The 17,702-nt window shown below is 66.6% G+C and carries 16 protein-coding genes and 1 pseudogene; 10 read left to right on the forward strand and 7 right to left on the reverse strand.

The genetic code is table 11. The annotated features are described in order from the left end of the window. Positions 1-8: 8 nt before the first annotated feature. From AC56LV_RS14760 to AC56LV_RS14770, 3 genes are read right to left on the reverse strand one after another with little or no spacing between them, the layout of a single operon-like run. Positions 9-794, reverse strand: coding sequence for an enoyl-CoA hydratase/isomerase family protein (locus AC56LV_RS14760; RefSeq protein WP_499558685.1), 786 nt, complete (start codon positions 792-794; stop codon positions 9-11). A gap of 10 nt (positions 795-804) precedes the next feature. Next, entirely contained in the window at positions 805-2,412 is a 1,608-nt protein-coding gene (locus AC56LV_RS14765) for a carboxyl transferase domain-containing protein (protein WP_499558687.1), read from the reverse strand. 44 nt (positions 2,413-2,456) lie between these two features. Beyond that, positions 2,457-2,915, reverse strand: a complete 459-nt coding sequence (locus AC56LV_RS14770; RefSeq protein ID WP_499558689.1) for a YchJ family protein — start codon at positions 2,913-2,915, stop codon at positions 2,457-2,459. A 150-nt stretch (positions 2,916-3,065) separates the two neighbouring features. Between AC56LV_RS14770 and AC56LV_RS14775 the strand changes: the two genes are divergently transcribed. After that, positions 3,066-3,344, forward strand: coding sequence for a type II toxin-antitoxin system RelE/ParE family toxin (locus AC56LV_RS14775; RefSeq protein ID WP_499558691.1), 279 nt, complete (start codon positions 3,066-3,068; stop codon positions 3,342-3,344). 25 nt (positions 3,345-3,369) lie between these two features. Next, positions 3,370-3,678, forward strand: coding sequence for a HigA family addiction module antitoxin (locus AC56LV_RS14780; RefSeq protein WP_499558693.1), 309 nt, complete (start codon positions 3,370-3,372; stop codon positions 3,676-3,678). A 34-nt stretch (positions 3,679-3,712) separates the two neighbouring features. On the opposite strand, the gene AC56LV_RS14785 is transcribed toward AC56LV_RS14780, so the two are convergent. Together AC56LV_RS14785 and AC56LV_RS14790 are read right to left on the reverse strand one after the other, a co-directional pair. Continuing rightward, a complete protein-coding gene (locus AC56LV_RS14785; RefSeq protein WP_499558695.1) occupies positions 3,713-4,954 on the reverse strand; it encodes a D-amino acid dehydrogenase in 1,242 nt (413 codons plus the stop codon). 115 nt (positions 4,955-5,069) lie between these two features. Continuing rightward, positions 5,070-6,398: a serine hydrolase domain-containing protein gene (locus AC56LV_RS14790; RefSeq protein WP_499558697.1), complete on the reverse strand. Its 1,329-nt coding sequence runs from the start codon at positions 6,396-6,398 to the stop codon at positions 5,070-5,072. Between the two features lie 158 nt (positions 6,399-6,556). On the opposite strand from AC56LV_RS14790, the gene AC56LV_RS14795 reads away from it, so the two are divergent. From AC56LV_RS14795 to AC56LV_RS14830, 8 genes and pseudogenes are all read left to right on the forward strand, one after another. Next, a complete protein-coding gene (locus AC56LV_RS14795; RefSeq protein WP_183555034.1) occupies positions 6,557-7,297 on the forward strand; it encodes a GntR family transcriptional regulator in 741 nt (246 codons plus the stop codon). A 103-nt stretch (positions 7,298-7,400) separates the two neighbouring features. Beyond that, on the forward strand, positions 7,401-8,279 hold the full coding sequence (gene murQ, locus AC56LV_RS14800) for an N-acetylmuramic acid 6-phosphate etherase (protein ID WP_499558699.1): 879 nt from the start codon (positions 7,401-7,403) through the stop codon (positions 8,277-8,279). Between the two features lie 48 nt (positions 8,280-8,327). Continuing rightward, positions 8,328-9,593, forward strand: a complete 1,266-nt coding sequence (locus AC56LV_RS14805; RefSeq protein WP_499558701.1) for an MFS transporter — start codon at positions 8,328-8,330, stop codon at positions 9,591-9,593. An 89-nt stretch (positions 9,594-9,682) separates the two neighbouring features. Beyond that, positions 9,683-11,272 carry a glycoside hydrolase family 10-like protein gene (locus AC56LV_RS14810; protein WP_499558703.1) on the forward strand — a complete coding sequence of 530 codons (1,590 nt, stop codon included), beginning with the start codon at positions 9,683-9,685 and terminating at the stop codon, positions 11,270-11,272. Between the two features lie 36 nt (positions 11,273-11,308). Beyond that, the gene (locus tag AC56LV_RS14815; RefSeq protein WP_499558704.1) at positions 11,309-12,277 is read left to right on the forward strand and encodes an N-acetylglucosamine kinase; all 969 of its coding nucleotides are present in this window, start codon (positions 11,309-11,311) and stop codon (positions 12,275-12,277) included. Beyond that, positions 12,268-13,053: pseudogene (locus AC56LV_RS14820) on the forward strand (N-acetylmuramoyl-L-alanine amidase); the annotation flags it as partial. The gene AC56LV_RS14815 and the pseudogene AC56LV_RS14820, both read left to right, overlap by 10 nt. A gap of 260 nt (positions 13,054-13,313) precedes the next feature. After that, positions 13,314-14,213: a LysR family transcriptional regulator gene (locus AC56LV_RS14825; RefSeq protein WP_499558706.1), complete on the forward strand. Its 900-nt coding sequence runs from the start codon at positions 13,314-13,316 to the stop codon at positions 14,211-14,213. A 15-nt stretch (positions 14,214-14,228) separates the two neighbouring features. Beyond that, the gene (locus tag AC56LV_RS14830) at positions 14,229-14,840 is read left to right on the forward strand and encodes a M15 family metallopeptidase (protein ID WP_499558708.1); all 612 of its coding nucleotides are present in this window, start codon (positions 14,229-14,231) and stop codon (positions 14,838-14,840) included. A gap of 3 nt (positions 14,841-14,843) precedes the next feature. On the opposite strand, the gene AC56LV_RS14835 is transcribed toward AC56LV_RS14830, so the two are convergent. Continuing rightward, complete coding sequence (locus AC56LV_RS14835; protein WP_499558710.1) at positions 14,844-15,983, reverse strand: GGDEF domain-containing protein; 1,140 nt, start codon at positions 15,981-15,983, stop codon at positions 14,844-14,846. 237 nt (positions 15,984-16,220) lie between these two features. Continuing rightward, a complete protein-coding gene (gene dacB / locus AC56LV_RS14840) occupies positions 16,221-17,696 on the reverse strand; it encodes a D-alanyl-D-alanine carboxypeptidase/D-alanyl-D-alanine endopeptidase (protein WP_499558711.1) in 1,476 nt (491 codons plus the stop codon). Positions 17,697-17,702 lie beyond the last annotated feature (6 nt).

The following is a 17,702-nucleotide window of genomic DNA, read 5'->3' on the forward strand; positions in this document are numbered from 1 at the left end:
TTCCAATACTAGTTAATCCATGTCGGCTTGCGCTTTTCAAGGAACGAGGCCACGCCTTCGCGGCCTTCGGTCGATGCGCGGATCGCGGCGATGCGCCCGGCCGTGTCGCGCAGCAGCGCATCGTCGACCGGCTGGCCGACGATCTCGCGCACGAGCGTCTTGGCCTGCCGGACGGCGTGCGGGCTGTTGTTCACGAGTGCCTTGACGATCCCGGCGACGGTCGCGTCGAGCGCTTCCGGCGCCACGACGGTGTGCGCAACACCGATGCGCTGCGCCTCGGCCGCGTCGAAGCGCTCGGCCGTTATAAAGTAGCGGCGCGCCGCCTGTTCGCCCATCGCCTTGATCACGTAAGGCGAGATGGTAGCCGGAATCAGCCCGAGCTTCACTTCGGACAAGCAAAAACCGGCCGTGTCGCTCGCGACGACGATGTCGCAGGCGGCCACCAGGCCCATGCCGCCGGCGTAGCAATCGCCCTGCACGCGCGCGACCACTGGCTTGGGGCACAGGTAGATCGTGCGCAGCATGTCGGCCAGGCGCATGGCATCGGCATGGTTCTCGTCATGCGAGTAGCCGGCCATCTTCTTCATCCAGTTCAGGTCTGCACCGGCGCAGAACGACGGGCCGTTGGCGGCCAGGACGATCGCGCGCACGGTGTCGTGGCGGCCGAGTTCATCGAACACGCGCGCCAGTTCGGCAATCGCCCCTTCGTTGAAGGCATTGCGCAGGTCGGGGCGGTTCAGGGTAACGGTGGCGACCTTGTCGGCGACGGTCACAAGCAGGGTGTCATAGGTCATGGTCATCCCCTTACATGCGGAACACGCCGAACGTCGTGTCGCCAATCGGCTGGTTCATGGCGGCCGACAAGCCCAGGCCCAGCACCGTGCGGGTGTCGGCCGGGTCGATCACGCCATCGTCCCACAGGCGCGCCGACGCGTAATACGGGTGGCCCTGGTGCTCGTACTGGTCGCGGATCGGCTGCTTGAATGCGGCTTCTTCTTCGGGCGACCACTGGCCGCCGCGGCCTTCGATGCCGTCGCGTTTGACGGTGGCCAGCACCGATGCGGCCTGGTCGCCGCCCATCACCGAGATGCGCGCATTGGGCCACATCCACAGGAAGCGCGGCGAGAACGCGCGGCCGCACATGCCGTAGTTGCCGGCGCCGAACGAGCCGCCGATGATGACGGTGAACTTCGGCACCGCCGCCGTGGCCACGGCCGTGACCATCTTGGCGCCGTTGCGCGCGATGCCTTCGTTTTCGTATTTGCGCCCGACCATGAAGCCGGTGATGTTCTGCAAGAACACGAGCGGAATCTTGCGCTGGCAGCACAGCTCGATGAAGTGCGCGCCCTTCAGCGCCGACTCGGAAAACAGGATGCCGTTGTTGGCGATGATGCCGACCTTCATGCCGTGGATATGGGCGAAGCCGCACACCAGCGTCGTGCCGTAGCGCGCCTTGAATTCGTCGAACACGCTGCCGTCGACCACGCGCGCGATCACTTCGCGCACGTCGAACGGTTTGCGCGTATCGACCGGGATGACGCCGTACAGTTCCGACGCCGGATAGTGCGGCTCGACGCTCGCGCGCCGTTCGCCCTGCTGCGGCTTGACGCGGTTCAGGTTCGACACGATCGTGCGCGCCAGCGACAGCGCATGCGGATCGTTCTGCGCCAGGTGGTCGGCCACGCCCGACAGGCGCGTGTGCACGTCGCCGCCGCCCAGGTCTTCGGCGCTGACGACTTCACCGGTCGCCGCTTTCACCAGCGGCGGGCCGCCGAGGAAAATCGTGCCCTGGTCCTTGACGATGATCGACTCGTCGCTCATCGCCGGCACGTACGCGCCGCCCGCGGTGCACGAGCCCATCACCACGGCGATCTGCGGGACACCCTTGGCCGACAGGTTCGCCTGGTTGTAGAAGATGCGGCCGAAGTGGTCGCGGTCGGGGAACACGTCGTCCTGGTTCGGCAGGTTGGCGCCGCCCGAGTCGACCAGATAGATGCAGGGCAGGTTGTTCTGCTCGGCGATCTCCTGCGCGCGCAGGTGCTTCTTGACCGTCATCGGGTAATAGGTGCCGCCCTTGACGGTGGCGTCATTGCAGACGATCACGCATTCGTGGCCGGAAACGCGGCCAATGCCGGTGATGATGCCGGCGCTGGGCGCGGCGCCGTCATACATCTCATAGGCGGCCAGTTGCGAGAATTCGAGGAAGGGCGTACCCGGATCGAGCAGATGTTCGACACGCTCGCGCGGCAGCAGCTTGCCGCGCGCGAGGTGACGCGCACTGGCCTCGGCGCCGCCGCCCTGCGCCAGTTGCGCCACGCGCGCACGCAAGTCGTCCACCACGGCCTGCATGGCGGTGGCATTGGCCTTGAAGTCCTCGCTGCGCGGGTTCAGTTTGCTTTCGATCTGGGGCATGTGCCGTCCTCTGGTCTGTCGCCGCCCTGCGTGCCTGGCGGCGCTTACTGCTTGTCGGGGAAACTGCCGTCCAGGTAAAACCAGCGTGGCGCGCCATCGGGGCCGGCTTCGCGCACGAAGCGGCTGCGCTCGTGGAGACGGTGCGCGCGCCCGCCCACCTTGAAGCGGGCGACGAATTCGACGTGGTCTTCGTCGCGCGGGTGATCGTGTTCGCCTGGAACGTCCGGCAATTCTGCTTTACGTTGACGTAAACGTAAAGCAGTTTTTATCTCCAGGCCAAGCCAGCGCACGGGCTCGTTGTCGACGATCGGCTCTTGCGGCCGCGTGCTCGGGTGCCAGGTGGCGCGCAGGTACGCCTCGTCGCCCAGCGTGAAGGCGGTATAGCGCGAGCGCATCAGGTGTTCGGCCGTGGGCGGCAGGGCCGCGCCGGCCAGGAAAGGGCCGCAGCAGCTGTCGAACGAGGAGCCGCCGCAGGGGCAGGGGGAGGTAGGGCGGGAAGGCATGGCGGCAATTATCCGCGATTTCGTATTCGTCTGAGACAAGCTGGTGTTATATGCCGCCGAAAGCGTGCCGCAGTTTTAATCACGCGGGTGTTTACTGTTTATCGGTAAACGATATAAAATTAGACGTCGTGTGGTTTCCGATCTTTCAGAATGATTCGATCATTTGCTAGTGCAGACACCAGGGCGCTGTTTGAAGGACGGCGGGTAACGCGTTTTGTTAATTTCCTGGCAGCCGCTGAGCGGAAGCTGACCATGCTCAATGCCGCAACTGAGTTGCGTGATCTTCGATCACCACCAGGCAATATGCTCGAGGCTTTGTCAGGTAACAGGCTCGGGCAATACAGCATCAGGATCAACAAGCAGTGGCGAATATGTTTTGTCTGGACCGACGATGGTCCGGTAGATGTGGAAATTGTCGATTATCACTAACAATGCAGCAGCACATGGAGGTGCAATGTTTATCAACGGAATGCGTCCGATCCATCCCGGAGAGATTTTGCGTGAAGAGTATTTGGCGCCACTGGCAATGTCCTCGAATGCGCTCGCTGGTGCCCTGCGGCTCACTCCTGCTCGAGTCAATGACATCGTCCGTGAAAAGCGCGGCATAACACCAGACACGGCGCTGCGGTTGTCGCGTTACTTCGGGACGACGCCAGAGTTCTGGCTCAACCTGCAAATGGCCTACGAACTGCGAAAAGCCATTCAAACTGAAGGCAAGATGATTATGGAAACCATACAGCCTCGTGAGATGGCAGAGGCGTAAATCTGCGCTTCATGGCGACGAGCGATCACCTTCGTCATACTTGACCGCGCAGCGTCAAGCCATCGAGCGCAAACGGTGGCGCCTTCCCCTGCACCAGATCCGCCAGCACGGCCGCGCTGCCACAGGCAAACGTGAAGCCCAGCGGCCCGTGCCCGACGTTGAGCCACAGATTGTCGTAGCGCGTGGCGCCGATGATCGGCGCGCTGCCCGGCGTGGCTGGGCGCAACCCGGCCCACGCCGACACCTGCGAATAATCCGCCGCGCGCGGCATCGTCTCGCGCACCAGGCGCGTCAGGCCCGCAACGCGTTTGGCATCGAGCGAGACATCCTCGCCCACCATGTCGACCATCGCCGCCACCCGCAAGCGGTCGCCGATGCGCGCATACAGCACCTTGCGCTCGAAATCCGTCACGCTGATTTCGGGCGCGATGTCGTCCTGGCGGATCGGGGCGCTCAGGCTGTAGCCCTTGAGCGGGTACAGCGGCAGGTAGATGCCGACCGTGTCGGCCAGCGTGCGGCTCTGGATGCCGGCGGCCAGCACATACGCGTCCGCCGTGATCAGGCCGCCAACGGTGTCGATGCCGGTGATGCGGCCCCGCTCTGCACGCAGTCCCAGCGCGGTGCTGTTGACGACACCGCGAAAGCGCGGATGCTCGCCCAGCCGTTCGGCCAGCGCCACGCAGAAGGCGTGGCAGTCGGCCACCGCTTCGCCCGGGTTATAGATGCCGCCGGCCAGCAGGTGCTGGGCCGCGCCCAGCGCGGGTTCGTGCGCCGTGCATTCTTCGGGCGACCAGATCTGGCCGGCGCCCGGTTTGGATGCGGCGACATCGAATGCGGCGCGCGTGCGAAACACCACCAGTTTGCCGGCGTCGCGCCACCCAAAGCGTTCGGGCGGCACGACCAGCGAGAGCGAGGCCATCGCCCGACGCGATAGCTCGCCCAGCTCGAGCAGCTTGGCGGTGGTGCGGCGGTTGACGTCGGCGCGGCAGTGGGCCAAAAAGCTGGCCAGCCAGCGGTACTGGCGCAGGTCGGCCTCGGGCCTGAAGCGCAACGGGCCGTCGGCCTGGAACAGCCATTTGAAGGCCTTGAGCGGGATGCCGGCGTCGGCCAGCGGCGCCACGTACCGGTAGCTGAGCTGCCCGCCATTGCCGTAGCTGGCGCCACTGCCCACGTCCGGCGCGCGCTCGAGCAGCGTGACCTCGTGGCCCGCCTCGAGCAGCCACCAGGCGGAGGCCAGGCCGACGACGCCGCCGCCAATGACGATTATGTGCTGCATGCCAGACTCTTTTTTTCGGGTGGGGACAGGGAGCTTAGGGGCAGCAGGCACGCACTGCCAATGAATCTAGCGCGCGCGCTCATAACCGGGATATATGTACGCGCCCGCATGCCGGTCAATCGGCCAGCCCGAGGATCGCGCGGCGGTGCAAGGCCGCTACGATGCGCTCTTCATAACGCGCCAGTGCCGTCTCGCGCCCTGGCGTAGCGGCCGGGTCGGTTCCCGTGCCGCCGGCCAGCACGACCACGCCATGGCCCCGTGCGCGGTCCATGGCGAACACGGAACGCAATCCGTAGGCGTCGCCCAGGTGGCCCACGGCATCGAAGCCTGGCGCCAGCCGCAGGCCGGGGCGGTCAGGATAATGGGCGTTACCGAATCCGCGCGGACTAAGGATGCTGCCCAGCGGATTGCCATTGCCGCCCACGCCGTCGTACGACCAGTGGCGCGCGAACATGCGCTCGAGCGTCGCGCCCTGCAGCAGGCGCTGCCCGCCATGCACGCCGCCAGCCATCAGCATGCGCATGATGACGCCCAGGTCGCGCGCGGCGATGCGCAAGCCGCCGGTCGGGCTGAAGGGTGTCGCGTTGGTGCCCGGGACGTAGCCGTCCAGGCCCGGTGGCGGTACCGGTGGCCGCGCGCCGACATCGTCGGCCTGGGCGATCCATGGCCCGTTCGGCGCCCAGACCTCGCTGTCGACGGCGCGCTTGCGGTAGATGGTTGCGATCTGGTCTTGCGCGGCCTTTGGCAATCCGGCCGGGTTGTAGCCGGCCTGCAGCCCGAGCGGCTGCAGCACCAGGCGCGTCATCAGCAGGTCGAACCGTTCGCCCGCGATACGCTCCATGATCGTGCCGATGATGCCGAACCCCAGGTTGCAGTAGGTGTAGTAGGCGCCCGGTCCGGCCAGGCTTGACCACATCGGCTGCGCAGCCGGCGTGACGACGTCCTTCAGCGCCGTCGTGGCCGGCCAGAAGTAGCCTGCATCATCGCGCAGCGACGACGTGTGCACGAGCAGCTGGCGCAGCGTGATGGCCTGGGTCGGGAAATGGGGATTACGCAGCGTGAAGCCGAGGTAGCCCGAGACGTCGGCGTCCAGGTCGACGCGCCCGGCTTCCAGCAGCCGCATCAGCCCGAGCGTGGTGACGAGTTTCGAGATCGACGCAATCCGGTACAGCGTCGCCGGTGTGGCCGGGCGGTCGGGGAACAGGCCGTTGCCGATCGTGCGCCGCCCGAAGGCGCCTTCGTACACCGGCTGCCCGGCGCGCAGCGCCAGCACCGACAGGCTCGCCAGCGGGCAGGACGGATCGTCGGCAATCGCCGCCAGTTCGGCGTCGAGCTGGCGCTGCAAGGTGTCTGCCGCGCCACCGCCTGTTGGCATCGCTGCAAATAATGGTCCCATCGTCCCCAGCATGGCCATGCCGAGCAGGGTGCGCCTGCCGTGATTCATGTTCGTCCCTTGGCGTTGCGTGATTGTGACTATCGGTCCAGCATACGGACTGCGCGAAACCCTTGACCAATGAATACCCGTGCGCAGGGCATAACCGTTTTGCATTGGTCGCAAGTGGTATGCTTTCGTCGTATGCCCGCCCCCCTTGCCACGATGCCATGAACAGCCCCAGCCCCGGATTCCAGGTTGACCACGACGACAATTCGCCGCTCTACAAGCAGCTTGCGCGCAAGCTGGCGCAGGACGTGCGCGATGGCCGTTACCAGGCTGACCAGGCGCTGCCGTCCGAGCGCATGCTGTCCGAGCAGCTCGACGTCTCGCGCGTCACGGCGCGCAAGGCGATCGACCAGCTGGTGGACCAGGGCCTGGTTGTGCGCCGGCGCGGTTCTGGCAACTACATCGCGCCGCGCATCGAGCAGCCGCTGTCGACGCTGTCGAGCTTTTCCGAGCAACTGCAGCAGCGCGGCTATACCCCACGCTCGCAATGGCTGCGGCGCGACACGATGCTGGCCGACGCCGACGAGCAGCTCTCGCTCGGCCTGTCGCCCGGCGCGCGCGTGGCGCGCCTCGAGCGCCTGCGCTTTGCCGACGACATCGTCATGGCCTACGAAGTGAGCGTGATCCCGGCCGCCGTACTGCCGCGCCCCGAGCTGGTGGCCGCGTCCCTGTACGCGCACCTGTCCAAGTCGGGCCACCTGCCGGTGCGCGCGCTGCAGCACATCCGCGCGATGAATGCCGACCTGGAGCTGGCCACGCGGCTCGAGGTGCCCGAGGGCCGCGCGGTGCTGTTCATCACTCGCGTGGGGTATCTCGAATCGGGCCAGCCTGTTGAATTGACCCATTCCTACTGCCGCAGCGACCATTACGATTTCGTGGCCGAGCTGCGCCGGCAAGCCTGAATGCATAACCTGGCGGCATGACGGCGCCCGATCCTTTCATGGAAGCGCTTGTCAAAGTGGTATTACACTGGTTTTAACCAAACTGTGCAGGTTCGAGACAGCGATGCTCAATACCGAAACCCCCTCCCTGGCGCACACCGCGCTCGACCAGTACCCGACGACCGAACTGGTCAATGCCCTGGTCGATGACCAGTTCCATGCGGTGGACGCCGTGCGCCGCGCCGGGCCGCGCATCGCCGCTGCCGTGACAGCCGCATTGCCGCGCATGGAAGCGGGCGGGCGCCTGGTCTATGTCGGCGCCGGCACTTCGGGCCGCCTCGGCGTGCTCGACAGCGTCGAGCTGTATCCCACCTTTTCCTGGCCCGCCGAACGCGCGGTGGCGCTGCTGGCCGGCGGCCACGGCGCGATGTTCGCCGCAGTCGAAGGCGCTGAAGATGACCTGGAGCAGGGCGCGGTGGATATCGCGGGTGTGAACGTGGGCCCGAACGATGTCGTGCTGGCGCTGGCGGCGTCGGGCGCCACGCCGTACGTGCTGGGCGCGCTCCGCGCCGCCCGCGCCGCCGGCGCGCTGACGGTCGGTTTTGCCAACAACCCGGATGCGCCGGTGGCCACGCAGGCGGAGATCGGCATCACGCTCGACACGGGCGCCGAAGTCATTTCGGGCAGCACGCGCCTGAAAGCGGGCACCTCGCAAAAGATCGCGCTGAACACCTTTTCCAGCGCGCTGATGGTGCGTTTGAACAAGGTTTACGGCAACCTGATGGTAGACTTGAAGGCCACCAATGCCAAACTGGTACGACGTGCAATCCGCCTGACGAGCTTTGCCACCGGCGCCGACGAGGCGGCCGCGCAGGCGGTGCTGGAACAATGCGGCTTCCACGTCAAGACCGCGATCGTGGCCTTGTCCAAACAAACCAGTGTCGAGCAGGCGCAAGCGCTGCTGGAAGCGGCGCGCGGCAGCGTGCGCCAGGCGCTCGCGTAAGCACGCGCCCTTTCAGCAGCACCGGCCTGCACGGCGCACGAAAGAGTCATGCAAAAACCGCAAGCGAACAGCCCGTGGCTGTGGGTGCCGTCCCTGTACTTTGCCCAGGCGATTCCGTATGTCGTCGTGATGAGCCTGTCGGTCATCATGTACAAGGACATGGGGATTTCCAATTCCGACATCGCCTTCTATACGAGCCTGCTGTACCTGCCGTGGGTGATCAAGCCGCTGTGGTCCCCGATCGTCGACATGTTCGGCACCAAGCGCCGCTGGACCGTGCTGCTGCAACTGGCCGTCGGCGCCTCGCTGATTGCCGTGGGCACGGTGCTGCACCTGCCCACCTTCTTCGTCGTCAGCCTGGCCGTCCTGTGGATCATGGCGTTCAGCTCCGCCACCCACGACATCTCGGCTGACGGCTTCTACATGCTCGGCCTGCGCCAGAAGCAGCAGGCGGCGTTCGTCGGCGTGCGCAGCACCTTCTACCGCCTGGCCACGCTGTTCGGACAAGGTCCGCTAGTGGTGCTGGCCGGTTACCTGGCCGTGAGCCTGGGCGATGTGCGCCAGGCCTGGTCGATCGTGTTCTACGTGCTGGCCGGCCTGTTCTTCGCCGCCTTTGCGTGGCACCAGTGGGCGCTGCCCGTGCCGGATGATGACCACGCCGTCCCCAAGAGCGACAACCCGCTGCGCGACTTCGTCGGCACCTTCGTCGCCTTTTTCAAGAAGCGCGATATCTGGATGATCGTCGCGTTCATCCTCACGTTCCGCCTCGGTGAAGCGCAGCTGCTCAAACTCGTCGCGCCATTTTTGAAAGACCCCATCAGCGCCGGCGGCCTGGGTTTAACGACCGCCGAATACGGCATCGCCTACGGCACGGTGGGCATCATCGCGCTGACGCTAGGCGGCCTGGCCGGCGGCTGGCTGATTTCGCGCGTGGGCCTCAAGCGCTGCCTGTGGCTGATGGTGTTTGCGATTCACTTGCCTGACGTGGTCTTCGTCTACCTGTCGCAAACCCAGCCGACCGACCTGATGGTCGTATCAAGCTTCCTCGCGCTCGAGCAGTTCGGCTACGGCTTCGGCTTTACCGCGATGATGATGTACATGATCATGGTGGCCGATGGCCCGAACAAGACCGCGCACTATGCGATCTGCACGGGCCTGATGGCGCTCGGGATGATGGTGCCCGGCATGTGGAGCGGCGACCTGCAGGAATACCTCGGCTACCAGCACTTCTTCATCTGGACCTGTCTTGCGACCATTCCCGCCTTCATCGTGGCGGCGCTCGTCAAGATCGATCCGGAATTCGGAAAAAAATAAGCGGACGGCTGACGCCCGCGCTGCCGCGCCCGACGTGGCGCCGGCGCGGAGCGTCAACCTCCGGTACAGCAACATCAAGGAGTTCTTTTTTGCTTCCCAACCTGAACAAACGTACTTTCACGCTCGGCATGGCCAGCGCCGTCGCCCTGGGCCTGGCCGCCTGCGGCACCAAGCCCACCAAGCCCGGCGCCACAACTTTCATCGGTGGCAACGAGCCGCCGGCCGCGCCGCGCGAGTTTCGCGCCGCCTGGGTGTCCACGGTCGCCAATATCGACTGGCCCAGCCGACCGAACCTGAGCGCTGCCAAGCAGCAGCAGGAAGTGCTCGCCATCCTCGACCGCGCCCAGGCCATGAACCTGAATGCGATCGTGCTGCAGGTGCGCCCGGCCGCCGACACCATCTATCCGTCGAACCTCGAACCGTGGACCGAATACCTGAGCGGCATCCAGGGCAAGGCGCCGCAGCCGTTCTACGATCCGCTCGCGTACTGGATCACCGAAGCGCATGCGCGCGGCATCGAGCTGCACGCGTGGTTCAATCCCTATCGCGCGCGCATGGACGCGTCGCGCGGCCAGTCGGCGCCGAACCACATCACCAACACCAATCCGGCGATCGTCAAGCGCTACGGCAAATTCATGTGGATGGACCCGGGCGAGCCGGCCGCCGTCAAGCAGACGCTCGACGTGATCCTCGACGTCGTGCGCCGCTACGACATCGACGGCGTGCACATCGACGATTATTTTTATCCGTACCCGGTCGACGCCGCGCCGCAGGTGGCCGGCAACGCCGCAGCCCTTGACGGGCGCACCGGCACGCGCGAACTGGACTTCCCGGACGATCCGGCCTGGCACCGCTATCTGGCCGGCGGCGGCCAGCTCGATCGTGCCAACTGGCGCCGCGACAACGTCAACCGCCTGATCGAAGCGATGTACAAGGGGATCCACGCCGAAAAGAGCTGGGTACGCTTCGGCGTCAGTCCCTTTGGACTGGGCCGCCCGGACCGCCGCCCGCCCGGCATCAACGGCTTTTCGCAGTACGACAAGCTGTATGCCGACGCCGAACTGTGGCTCGAGAAAGGCTGGCTCGATTACTTCGTGCCGCAGCTGTACTGGCCGATCAAGCCGCCGGGCCAGGCCTACGGCGTGCTGCTCGATTACTGGATCAGGCAAAATCCGCAGCGCCGCCACATCTGGCCAGGCCTGTTTACGAGCCGCATCGGTGCGCCGACCAAGGCCTACGAGCCGCAGGAGGTGCTGGCGCAGGTCGACCTGACCCGTACGCGGCCGCTGGCTACCGGCCACGTCCACTTCAGCATGGTGGCCCTGATGCAGAACCGCAAAGGGATCGCCGACCAGCTGCGCACGACCCGCTACGCCGGTCAGGCGCTGGTGCCGGCCACGCCGTGGCTGGGCACCGAGCGGCCCGGTACGCCGCTGGTAGGGTCCTCACGCCGCGCGCGCTCGGTCGACCTGACGCTCAAGGCGGGCAAGGCCAATGCGCTGTACGCGGTCTGGTCGCGCCATGGTGGTCAATGGCGCTTCGCCGTGGTGCCGGCGGTGCGCGTGGCCTGGTCGGTGCCGGATGACGCAACGCTGGGCGCGGCCGAGATCGTGGTGGTCAGCGCAGTCGACCGCCTGGGCAACGAGGGCGCACGGGTGCGGGTATGGGGCAAAGCGTAATGCAGGTAGCATCGGGTTTTATGGGCGGATTTTGTGATGTCATCTGATCGTGACAACGTGAGCGGGTTTGGCCTGGGGATCGACGCCGGCGGCACCGAGACGCGCTGGGCGCTGGCGGCCCCCGGCGGCGCCATCCTGGCCGACGGTGTGGTGGCGGGCCTGTCGGCGCTGCAGATGGCCACGTCCGACGGGCGCGCAGCGGTGCGCGCCAGCCTCGAAGAACTGGCGGCGGCGGTGCTTGCACATGCCAGTCCGCTGCGCATCCAGGCCGGCCTGACGGGGTTCGGCGGCGACGACGAACTGCTGCAATCGTGGCTGGCCCAGTTGCTGGGCGTCGCGCCCAGCGCCGTCACGCTGTCGAACGATATCGAACTGGCGTACCGCGCCAATTTCGCGCCCGGCGCCGGCTACCTCGTGTACGCGGGCACCGGCTCGATCGGCGCCTACATCGACGCCGACCACGTGTTTCATCGCGCCGGCGGGCGCGGCGTGCTGCTCGACGATGGCGGCGGGGGCTTCTGGATCGCGCGCGAAGCGCTGCGCCACATCTGGCGCAACGAAGACGAGCAGCCCGGCTGCTGGCGCGATTCGCCGCTGGCGCAGGCCGTGTTCGAACACATCGGCGGCGCTGACTGGAATGTGTCGCGCCAGTTCATCTATCAGGGCGAGCGCGGCGCGATCGGCAAGCTGGCGCTGGCCGTTGCCGCCAGCGCACAGCGCGATCCGGCCGCTGCCACGATCCTGAGCGAAGCCGGCCTGGAACTGGCGCGCCTGGCGCTGGCGCTCACGCGCCGTTTCGGCCCGCGTCCGGTGGTGCTGGCCGGCCGCGCAAGCGAACTGCATCCACTGATCATCGAGACCATGCGCGCCGCGCTGCCGGCCGGGCTGGAGCTCACGCAGACCGGCCTGCGCGCCCACCACGGCGCCGCGCGGCTCGCATTGCAACCGGCCGCCACGCCGCCCGCGCGCGCAACCCACAAGAACATCAACGAGGAATCCCCATGAAATCGATCTTTGCCGCTCTCGCCCTGGCCGTGCTGGCAGGTTGTACCACCACCGCCCCGACCACGCCGAAGTACGACACCACCTACGATGCGGTTGGCCAGTCGAGCCGCGCGCGCTTTCTGGTGCTGCACTACACGGTGGCCAACACGCCGGCCTCGATCAAGATCCTGACGCAGCAGCAGGTCAGCTCGCACTACCTGCTGACCGACGAAGCGCAGCCGAAGATATACCGCCTGGTCGACGAGAACCGCGCCGCCTGGCATGCGGGCAATTCGAGCTGGAAGAACTTCACGCAACTGAACAACAGCTCGATCGGCATCGAGATCGTCAACGCCGGCTGGAAGGACACGCCGCAGGGCCGCGTCTATGCGCCGTTCCCGCAGGCGCAGATGGATGCGCTGCTTCCGCTGGTGAAGGACATCGTGGCGCGCCACGGCATCGCGCCCGAGAACGTGCTCGGTCACAGCGATATCGCGCCGCTGAGGAAGCAAGATCCGGGGCCGCAGTTCCCGTGGCAGCGCCTGGCGCAGGAAGGCCTGGTGCTGTGGCCGGACGCGAACCGCGTCGCCGCCGTGCGCCCGGCCTTCGAAGCCCTGCTGCCGGACGTCGCCTGGTTCCAGCGCAAGCTGGCCACGCACGGCTTCGGCCTGGTGCAGAGCGGCATGTATGACGACGCGACGCGCACCACGCTGGCGGCGTTCCAGATGAAGTACCGGCCGCGCGATATCTCGGGCGTTGCCGATGCCGAGACGGCTGCGCTGCTCGAAGTCCTGACCACGCCGGCAAACACGCCGCCACCGGTGGTGCCGGCAGCGCTGGCGCCCGTGGCACCAGCTGCGATGCCAGCGCCGATGCCGATGCCGACACCGACACCGACACCGATGCCGACACCGACACCGATACCGACACCGACACCGACACCGACCTTGCCCGAGCCGACGCCCGTCCTGCCGGTCGAGCCGACGCCGGAAACCGCCCCGGCCCCGGCCACGCCGGTCATCACCACGCCATGATGGCGGCAATTGGGGGATAAGCGATGCGTCTGCGCCATATCGAAGTATTCCACGCCATCATGCAGGTCGGCACCATCAGCGGCGCCGCCCAGGTGCTGCATATCTCGCAGCCGGCGGTGACCAAGGTGCTGCAGCACGCCGAGCTGCAACTGGGCATGCCGCTGTTCGAGCGCGTGCGCGGCAAGCTGTATCCCAGGCCGGAAGCGCACCGCCTGTTCGTCGAAACCGAAAAGCTTCATCGCGACCTGCAGGGCATCCGCCGCCTGGCCGCGAGCCTGAAGGGGCGCGCGGTGGAAACCGTGCGCCTGGTGTCCACGCCGACCATTGCGGTCAGCGTGCTGCCGGCCGGGATGACCGCCTGGCGCCGCGCCTTTCCCGAAACACGCTGCGAGCTGGCCACGCACCACACGAGCGAAATCGTCAATGCACTGCGCCTGGGCGAAGCCGATGTCGGCCTGTCGCTGCAGGACCCGCGCCATCCCGGCATCGTGGCCGAGCCGATCGCGCACGGCCTGCTGACGGTGATGGCGCCGCGCGGCACCTGGAGCGACGCCGAATGCCGCACGCCGATTGCGGCCGATGGTTTGACGGGTGAACTGATCGGCATGGCCGACCGCGATCCGCTGGGCGAGATGGTGATGGCGGCCTGCGAAGCGCAGGGCGTGCAACCGGTGTTTCGCACCGTCGTGCAAACGTACCAGATCGCCCGCTCGCTGGTCGAAGCCGGCGCCGGCACGGCGGTGGTCGATCCGTTCACGGCCGCATCGGCCGCAGCGGGCCAGGTGCAGTGCCGCCAGTGGTCGCCGTCGATTCCCGTGCACCTGTACCTGCTGACGGCCAGTCACGCGCCGCTGTCGCACGGCGCGCGCGAGCTGGCCAATTGCATCGGCGTGACCGCGCGCGCCTGTCTCGAACCAGCCTAGGATTCTTTCAGCACCATGCACGCGTTCATCGCCAGCGAAGACATTGCCGCCAGCCCGGCATTCCGGCACCTGGATTCCATTGCCGGCATCCGGGTCGACCTGCGCTACGCCACCGTCAACAACTTCGTCGGACGCGATCTGTATTCGCCGTTCGATTGCGCCTGGCTGCATGTGCAGGCGGCCGCAGCGCTCGAGCGCGTGGTGGCGTGGCTGGCTGAACGCCGGCCCGACCTGACGGTGCTGGTGCTCGATGCACTGCGGCCGCAGCGCGTCCAGCAGCAATTGTGGGATGCGCTCGAGGGCACCGACCTGCGCCTGTACCTGGCCGATCCGGCGCGCGGCTCGATCCACTCGTACGGCATGGCGCTGGACCTGACGCTGGTCGATGCGGCTGGCCATGAACTGGACATGGGCACCGGCTTCGATGACATGACCGAGCTGTCGCATCCGGCGCTCGAAGAAGGGTTTTTGCTGGCCGGACGCCTCACCGAAGTGCAGGTGGCCAACCGGCGCCTGCTGCGCGAGGCGATGCTGGCGGCGGGCTTCCTGGGCATCAAAACCGAATGGTGGCACTTCGATTGCGGCGACCGCGACCTGGTGCGGCGCACCTTTCAGCGCGTGCTGTAGCCGTCAGTTCATCGCGATCGCTTCGACCCGGTTGCGGCCATTGTGCTTGGCTGCGTACAGCCGCTTGTCGGCCGCCAGGATCAGGTCGGGCAGCGTGATGCGCCCGTCGTCGCGGGCGAAATCGAACGTGGCCAGGCCGAAGCTGGCGGTGGTCTGCAACCCGGGGCCATCGGTAACGGGCGCAACCCGGTTTGCCGCGAACGCCGCGCGCAGGTCCTCGGCCAGACGTGCCCCCTGCGTCAGGCCGGTATCGGGCAAGACCAGCAAAAATTCCTCGCCGCCGTAGCGCACCACGGCATCGACGCCGTCGCGCACCATCCCGTGCAGCAAACTGGCAAAGGTACGGATCACCGCATCGCCCTCGTGGTGGCCGAAGGTGTCGTTGATGCGCTTGAAGTGATCGATGTCGCACAGGATGACCGATACCGGATGCTTGCGGCGGCGGGCCTGTTCCAGCTCATGCCCCAGCAGATGATCGTGCAGGTAGTGGCGGTTGTAGCAGCCCGTGAGCTGGTCGCGCTGGGCGAGCTGCTTGAGTGTCATCTGCAGCCGGAACTGTTCGCGCGCGACGCAGTTGTAGCGGCGCGCCGCCAGGATGCCGAACGTGTTGATCAGCACCAGCAGCATGGCCATCGTGACCAGGTCGGACACGGGCCTTGGCGGCAGCATGAACGTGACCAGCGCCAGGAAGACGATCGAGGCGCCCGTGCCGAGCGCGGTTGAATACACCAGGCGGTTCGGGATATACAGGTAGATCACCACCAGCATGATCAGCATCGACATCGCATGCCAGTGCACTTCATGCGGCCGCGCCAGCGCCACCACCATGAAGCAGCCTAGCGCGATGCCCTCGGACAGCGACGCCGCCAGGCGCATGGCACGGATCGACAGCGGACGGCAATAGGCCAGCCAGGCCCAGGTACCGGCGATGGCCGCGACCAGAAGGCGTGCCGGCAGCGTGTCGCGCAGTGCTGCAGCCATGCCCAGAACAGCGATATCCGTCACAAAAAATGACAGAAAGAACGCGACGCAGAACAGCAGCGTAAAGCCGAGCATGGCGCGCGTGCGTTCGATCTGGCTGGAAAGGAAAGCAGTTTCGCTGGTGCTGCGCGCGAACTCGCCGGTCAGGTAATGGATGTGCATGCGATGGACAATGCGGCAGGTGATGATGCCTGCGACACACGATTCATCATTCGGCGGTAGTCGGACAGGACAGGATGATCCGGCGTCGGCGCCGGCCGGACCGATCACCGGTAGCGGTGTCGGACAAATGACTATTGTGGCAAAGTTTTCTTACTAAAAACTAACAAAATGTATCAGTTCATTAATTACTTTGTTAATTTTGCAAGATAAGCCGGTTCAATCCCGTAACAATTTGTATCAACGCTGCGCCGCTACCGCTTGTGTGGTTCCCGACCGCGCCACCCAGTCGACCAGCGCATCGAGCACCGCGCGCCCGCGCCCGTCGCCGGCCCGTTCGCTGTTGACCATCGCCACTACCACGCACAGATTGCCATTGGCATCCGGCACATAGCCGGCCACGGCGGTGACGTTGCGCAGCGTGCCGGTCTTCAGGCGCGCGCGCCCGGCGGCCGGCGTGCCGGCCAGGCGCCGGCGCATGGTGCCATCGACCGCGCCGATCGGCAGGCTGGCCTGGAATTCGGGCGCCCATGGACTCTTCAAGCCCGCCTGCAGCAGGCTGCCCATCTGCTGCGCGCTGATGCGCTCGGTGCGCGACAGGCCCGAGCCGTTGTCGATCACGAACCCGGTGTCGTCGATGCGCTGTGCACGCAGCCAGTCGCGCACGGCGGCATCGGCGCGCGCGAAGGTGGTGACCTCGCCAGACGGGAGCGCCAGGCTGCCATCGACGGGATCGCCCTGCAGGCTGCCCAGGCTCAGAAACAGCAGGCGCGCCAGCGTGTTGTCGGAGGTCTTGTTGATGTCGCGGACCAGTTCCGGCAAGGCGCGCGCGGCGTGCGCGGCCAGCACGCGCGCATCGGGCGGCGTGGCGCCGGTGATCGTGCGGCCACTGAGCGTGCCGCCCAGATCGGTCCAGGCGCGGCGCACGAAGCGGCCCACGTAATCGTCGCGGTCGAGCACATTGACGCTGTAGCTGCGGTTGCAGTTTTTCGGGAAGGTGCCGCGCAAGACCACCTCGATGCGGCCATCGGGCGCGCGCCGCGTCTCGGGCAGCTGCCAGCCGTCTTCCCACTTCGCGCAATCGCGCTCGACCAGCGTCATCGCCGACGTGACAGACACGCGTTCTAGTTCCGGGTACATGCGCAGTTGCAGCGTGGCGCCGGTCGCGCGCATGTCCAGCTGCAGCATGTTCTTGTTGAGGAGGAGGGCGTCGGGAATCACGTTGTAATACGCGTCGGGCGACTCGTCGAACGGCGGCAGGCCGACGTCCGGCCGCGCCGGCTGAAACAGGCTGCGATCGAGCACCAGGTCGCCCTCGATGCGCTCGATGCCCTGGTAGCGCAGCGCGCGCAGCATGGCCTCGAGATGTTCGCCGGCCAGGTCGGCGTCGGCGCCGCCCTTGAGGTACAGGCTGCCGCGCAGCACGCCATCCTTGACGTCGCCGGTCGTGCGCAGTTCGGTGCGGCCGCGGAACGTGGGGCCAAGCCGCTCAAGGCCGATCAGCGTCGTCACCAGCTTGATCGTCGACGCCGGCTGCATCGGCAGCGCCGCCTGGTGCGACAGCACGGCGGCGTCGCCGCGCAGCACGAGCAGGCCCACTTCGCTGGCTGCGATGCCGCTTTGCTGCATCAGCTGCGCCACCGGCGCCGGTAGCTGGGCCTGGGCGAGCGACGTGGCGCACAGCAGCGACAGGACGAGGGTGGCGCGTTTGAACATGCGTGA

It is taken from the genome of Telluria sp. RB2R28 (genome assembly GCF_059685835.1).

Coding starts and splice junctions, on each gene's coding strand:
- AC56LV_RS14795 (WP_183555034.1), top strand. CDS start 6,557: ATGAACAGCCCCAGCCCCGGATTCCAGGTTGACCACGACGACAATTCG.
- AC56LV_RS14825 (WP_499558706.1), top strand. CDS start 13,314: ATGCGTCTGCGCCATATCGAAGTATTCCACGCCATCATGCAGGTCGGC.
- AC56LV_RS14770 (WP_499558689.1), bottom strand. CDS start 2,915: ATGCCTTCCCGCCCTACCTCCCCCTGCCCCTGCGGCGGCTCCTCGTTC.
- AC56LV_RS14775 (WP_499558691.1), top strand. CDS start 3,066: ATGATTCGATCATTTGCTAGTGCAGACACCAGGGCGCTGTTTGAAGGA.
- AC56LV_RS14805 (WP_499558701.1), top strand. CDS start 8,328: ATGCAAAAACCGCAAGCGAACAGCCCGTGGCTGTGGGTGCCGTCCCTG.
- AC56LV_RS14785 (WP_499558695.1), bottom strand. CDS start 4,954: ATGCAGCACATAATCGTCATTGGCGGCGGCGTCGTCGGCCTGGCCTCC.
- AC56LV_RS14790 (WP_499558697.1), bottom strand. CDS start 6,398: ATGAATCACGGCAGGCGCACCCTGCTCGGCATGGCCATGCTGGGGACG.
- murQ (WP_499558699.1), top strand. CDS start 7,401: ATGCTCAATACCGAAACCCCCTCCCTGGCGCACACCGCGCTCGACCAG.
- dacB (WP_499558711.1), bottom strand. CDS start 17,696: ATGTTCAAACGCGCCACCCTCGTCCTGTCGCTGCTGTGCGCCACGTCG.
- AC56LV_RS14815 (WP_499558704.1), top strand. CDS start 11,309: ATGTCATCTGATCGTGACAACGTGAGCGGGTTTGGCCTGGGGATCGAC.
- AC56LV_RS14760 (WP_499558685.1), bottom strand. CDS start 794: ATGACCTATGACACCCTGCTTGTGACCGTCGCCGACAAGGTCGCCACC.
- AC56LV_RS14835 (WP_499558710.1), bottom strand. CDS start 15,983: ATGCACATCCATTACCTGACCGGCGAGTTCGCGCGCAGCACCAGCGAA.
- AC56LV_RS14830 (WP_499558708.1), top strand. CDS start 14,229: ATGCACGCGTTCATCGCCAGCGAAGACATTGCCGCCAGCCCGGCATTC.
- AC56LV_RS14780 (WP_499558693.1), top strand. CDS start 3,370: ATGTTTATCAACGGAATGCGTCCGATCCATCCCGGAGAGATTTTGCGT.
- AC56LV_RS14765 (WP_499558687.1), bottom strand. CDS start 2,412: ATGCCCCAGATCGAAAGCAAACTGAACCCGCGCAGCGAGGACTTCAAG.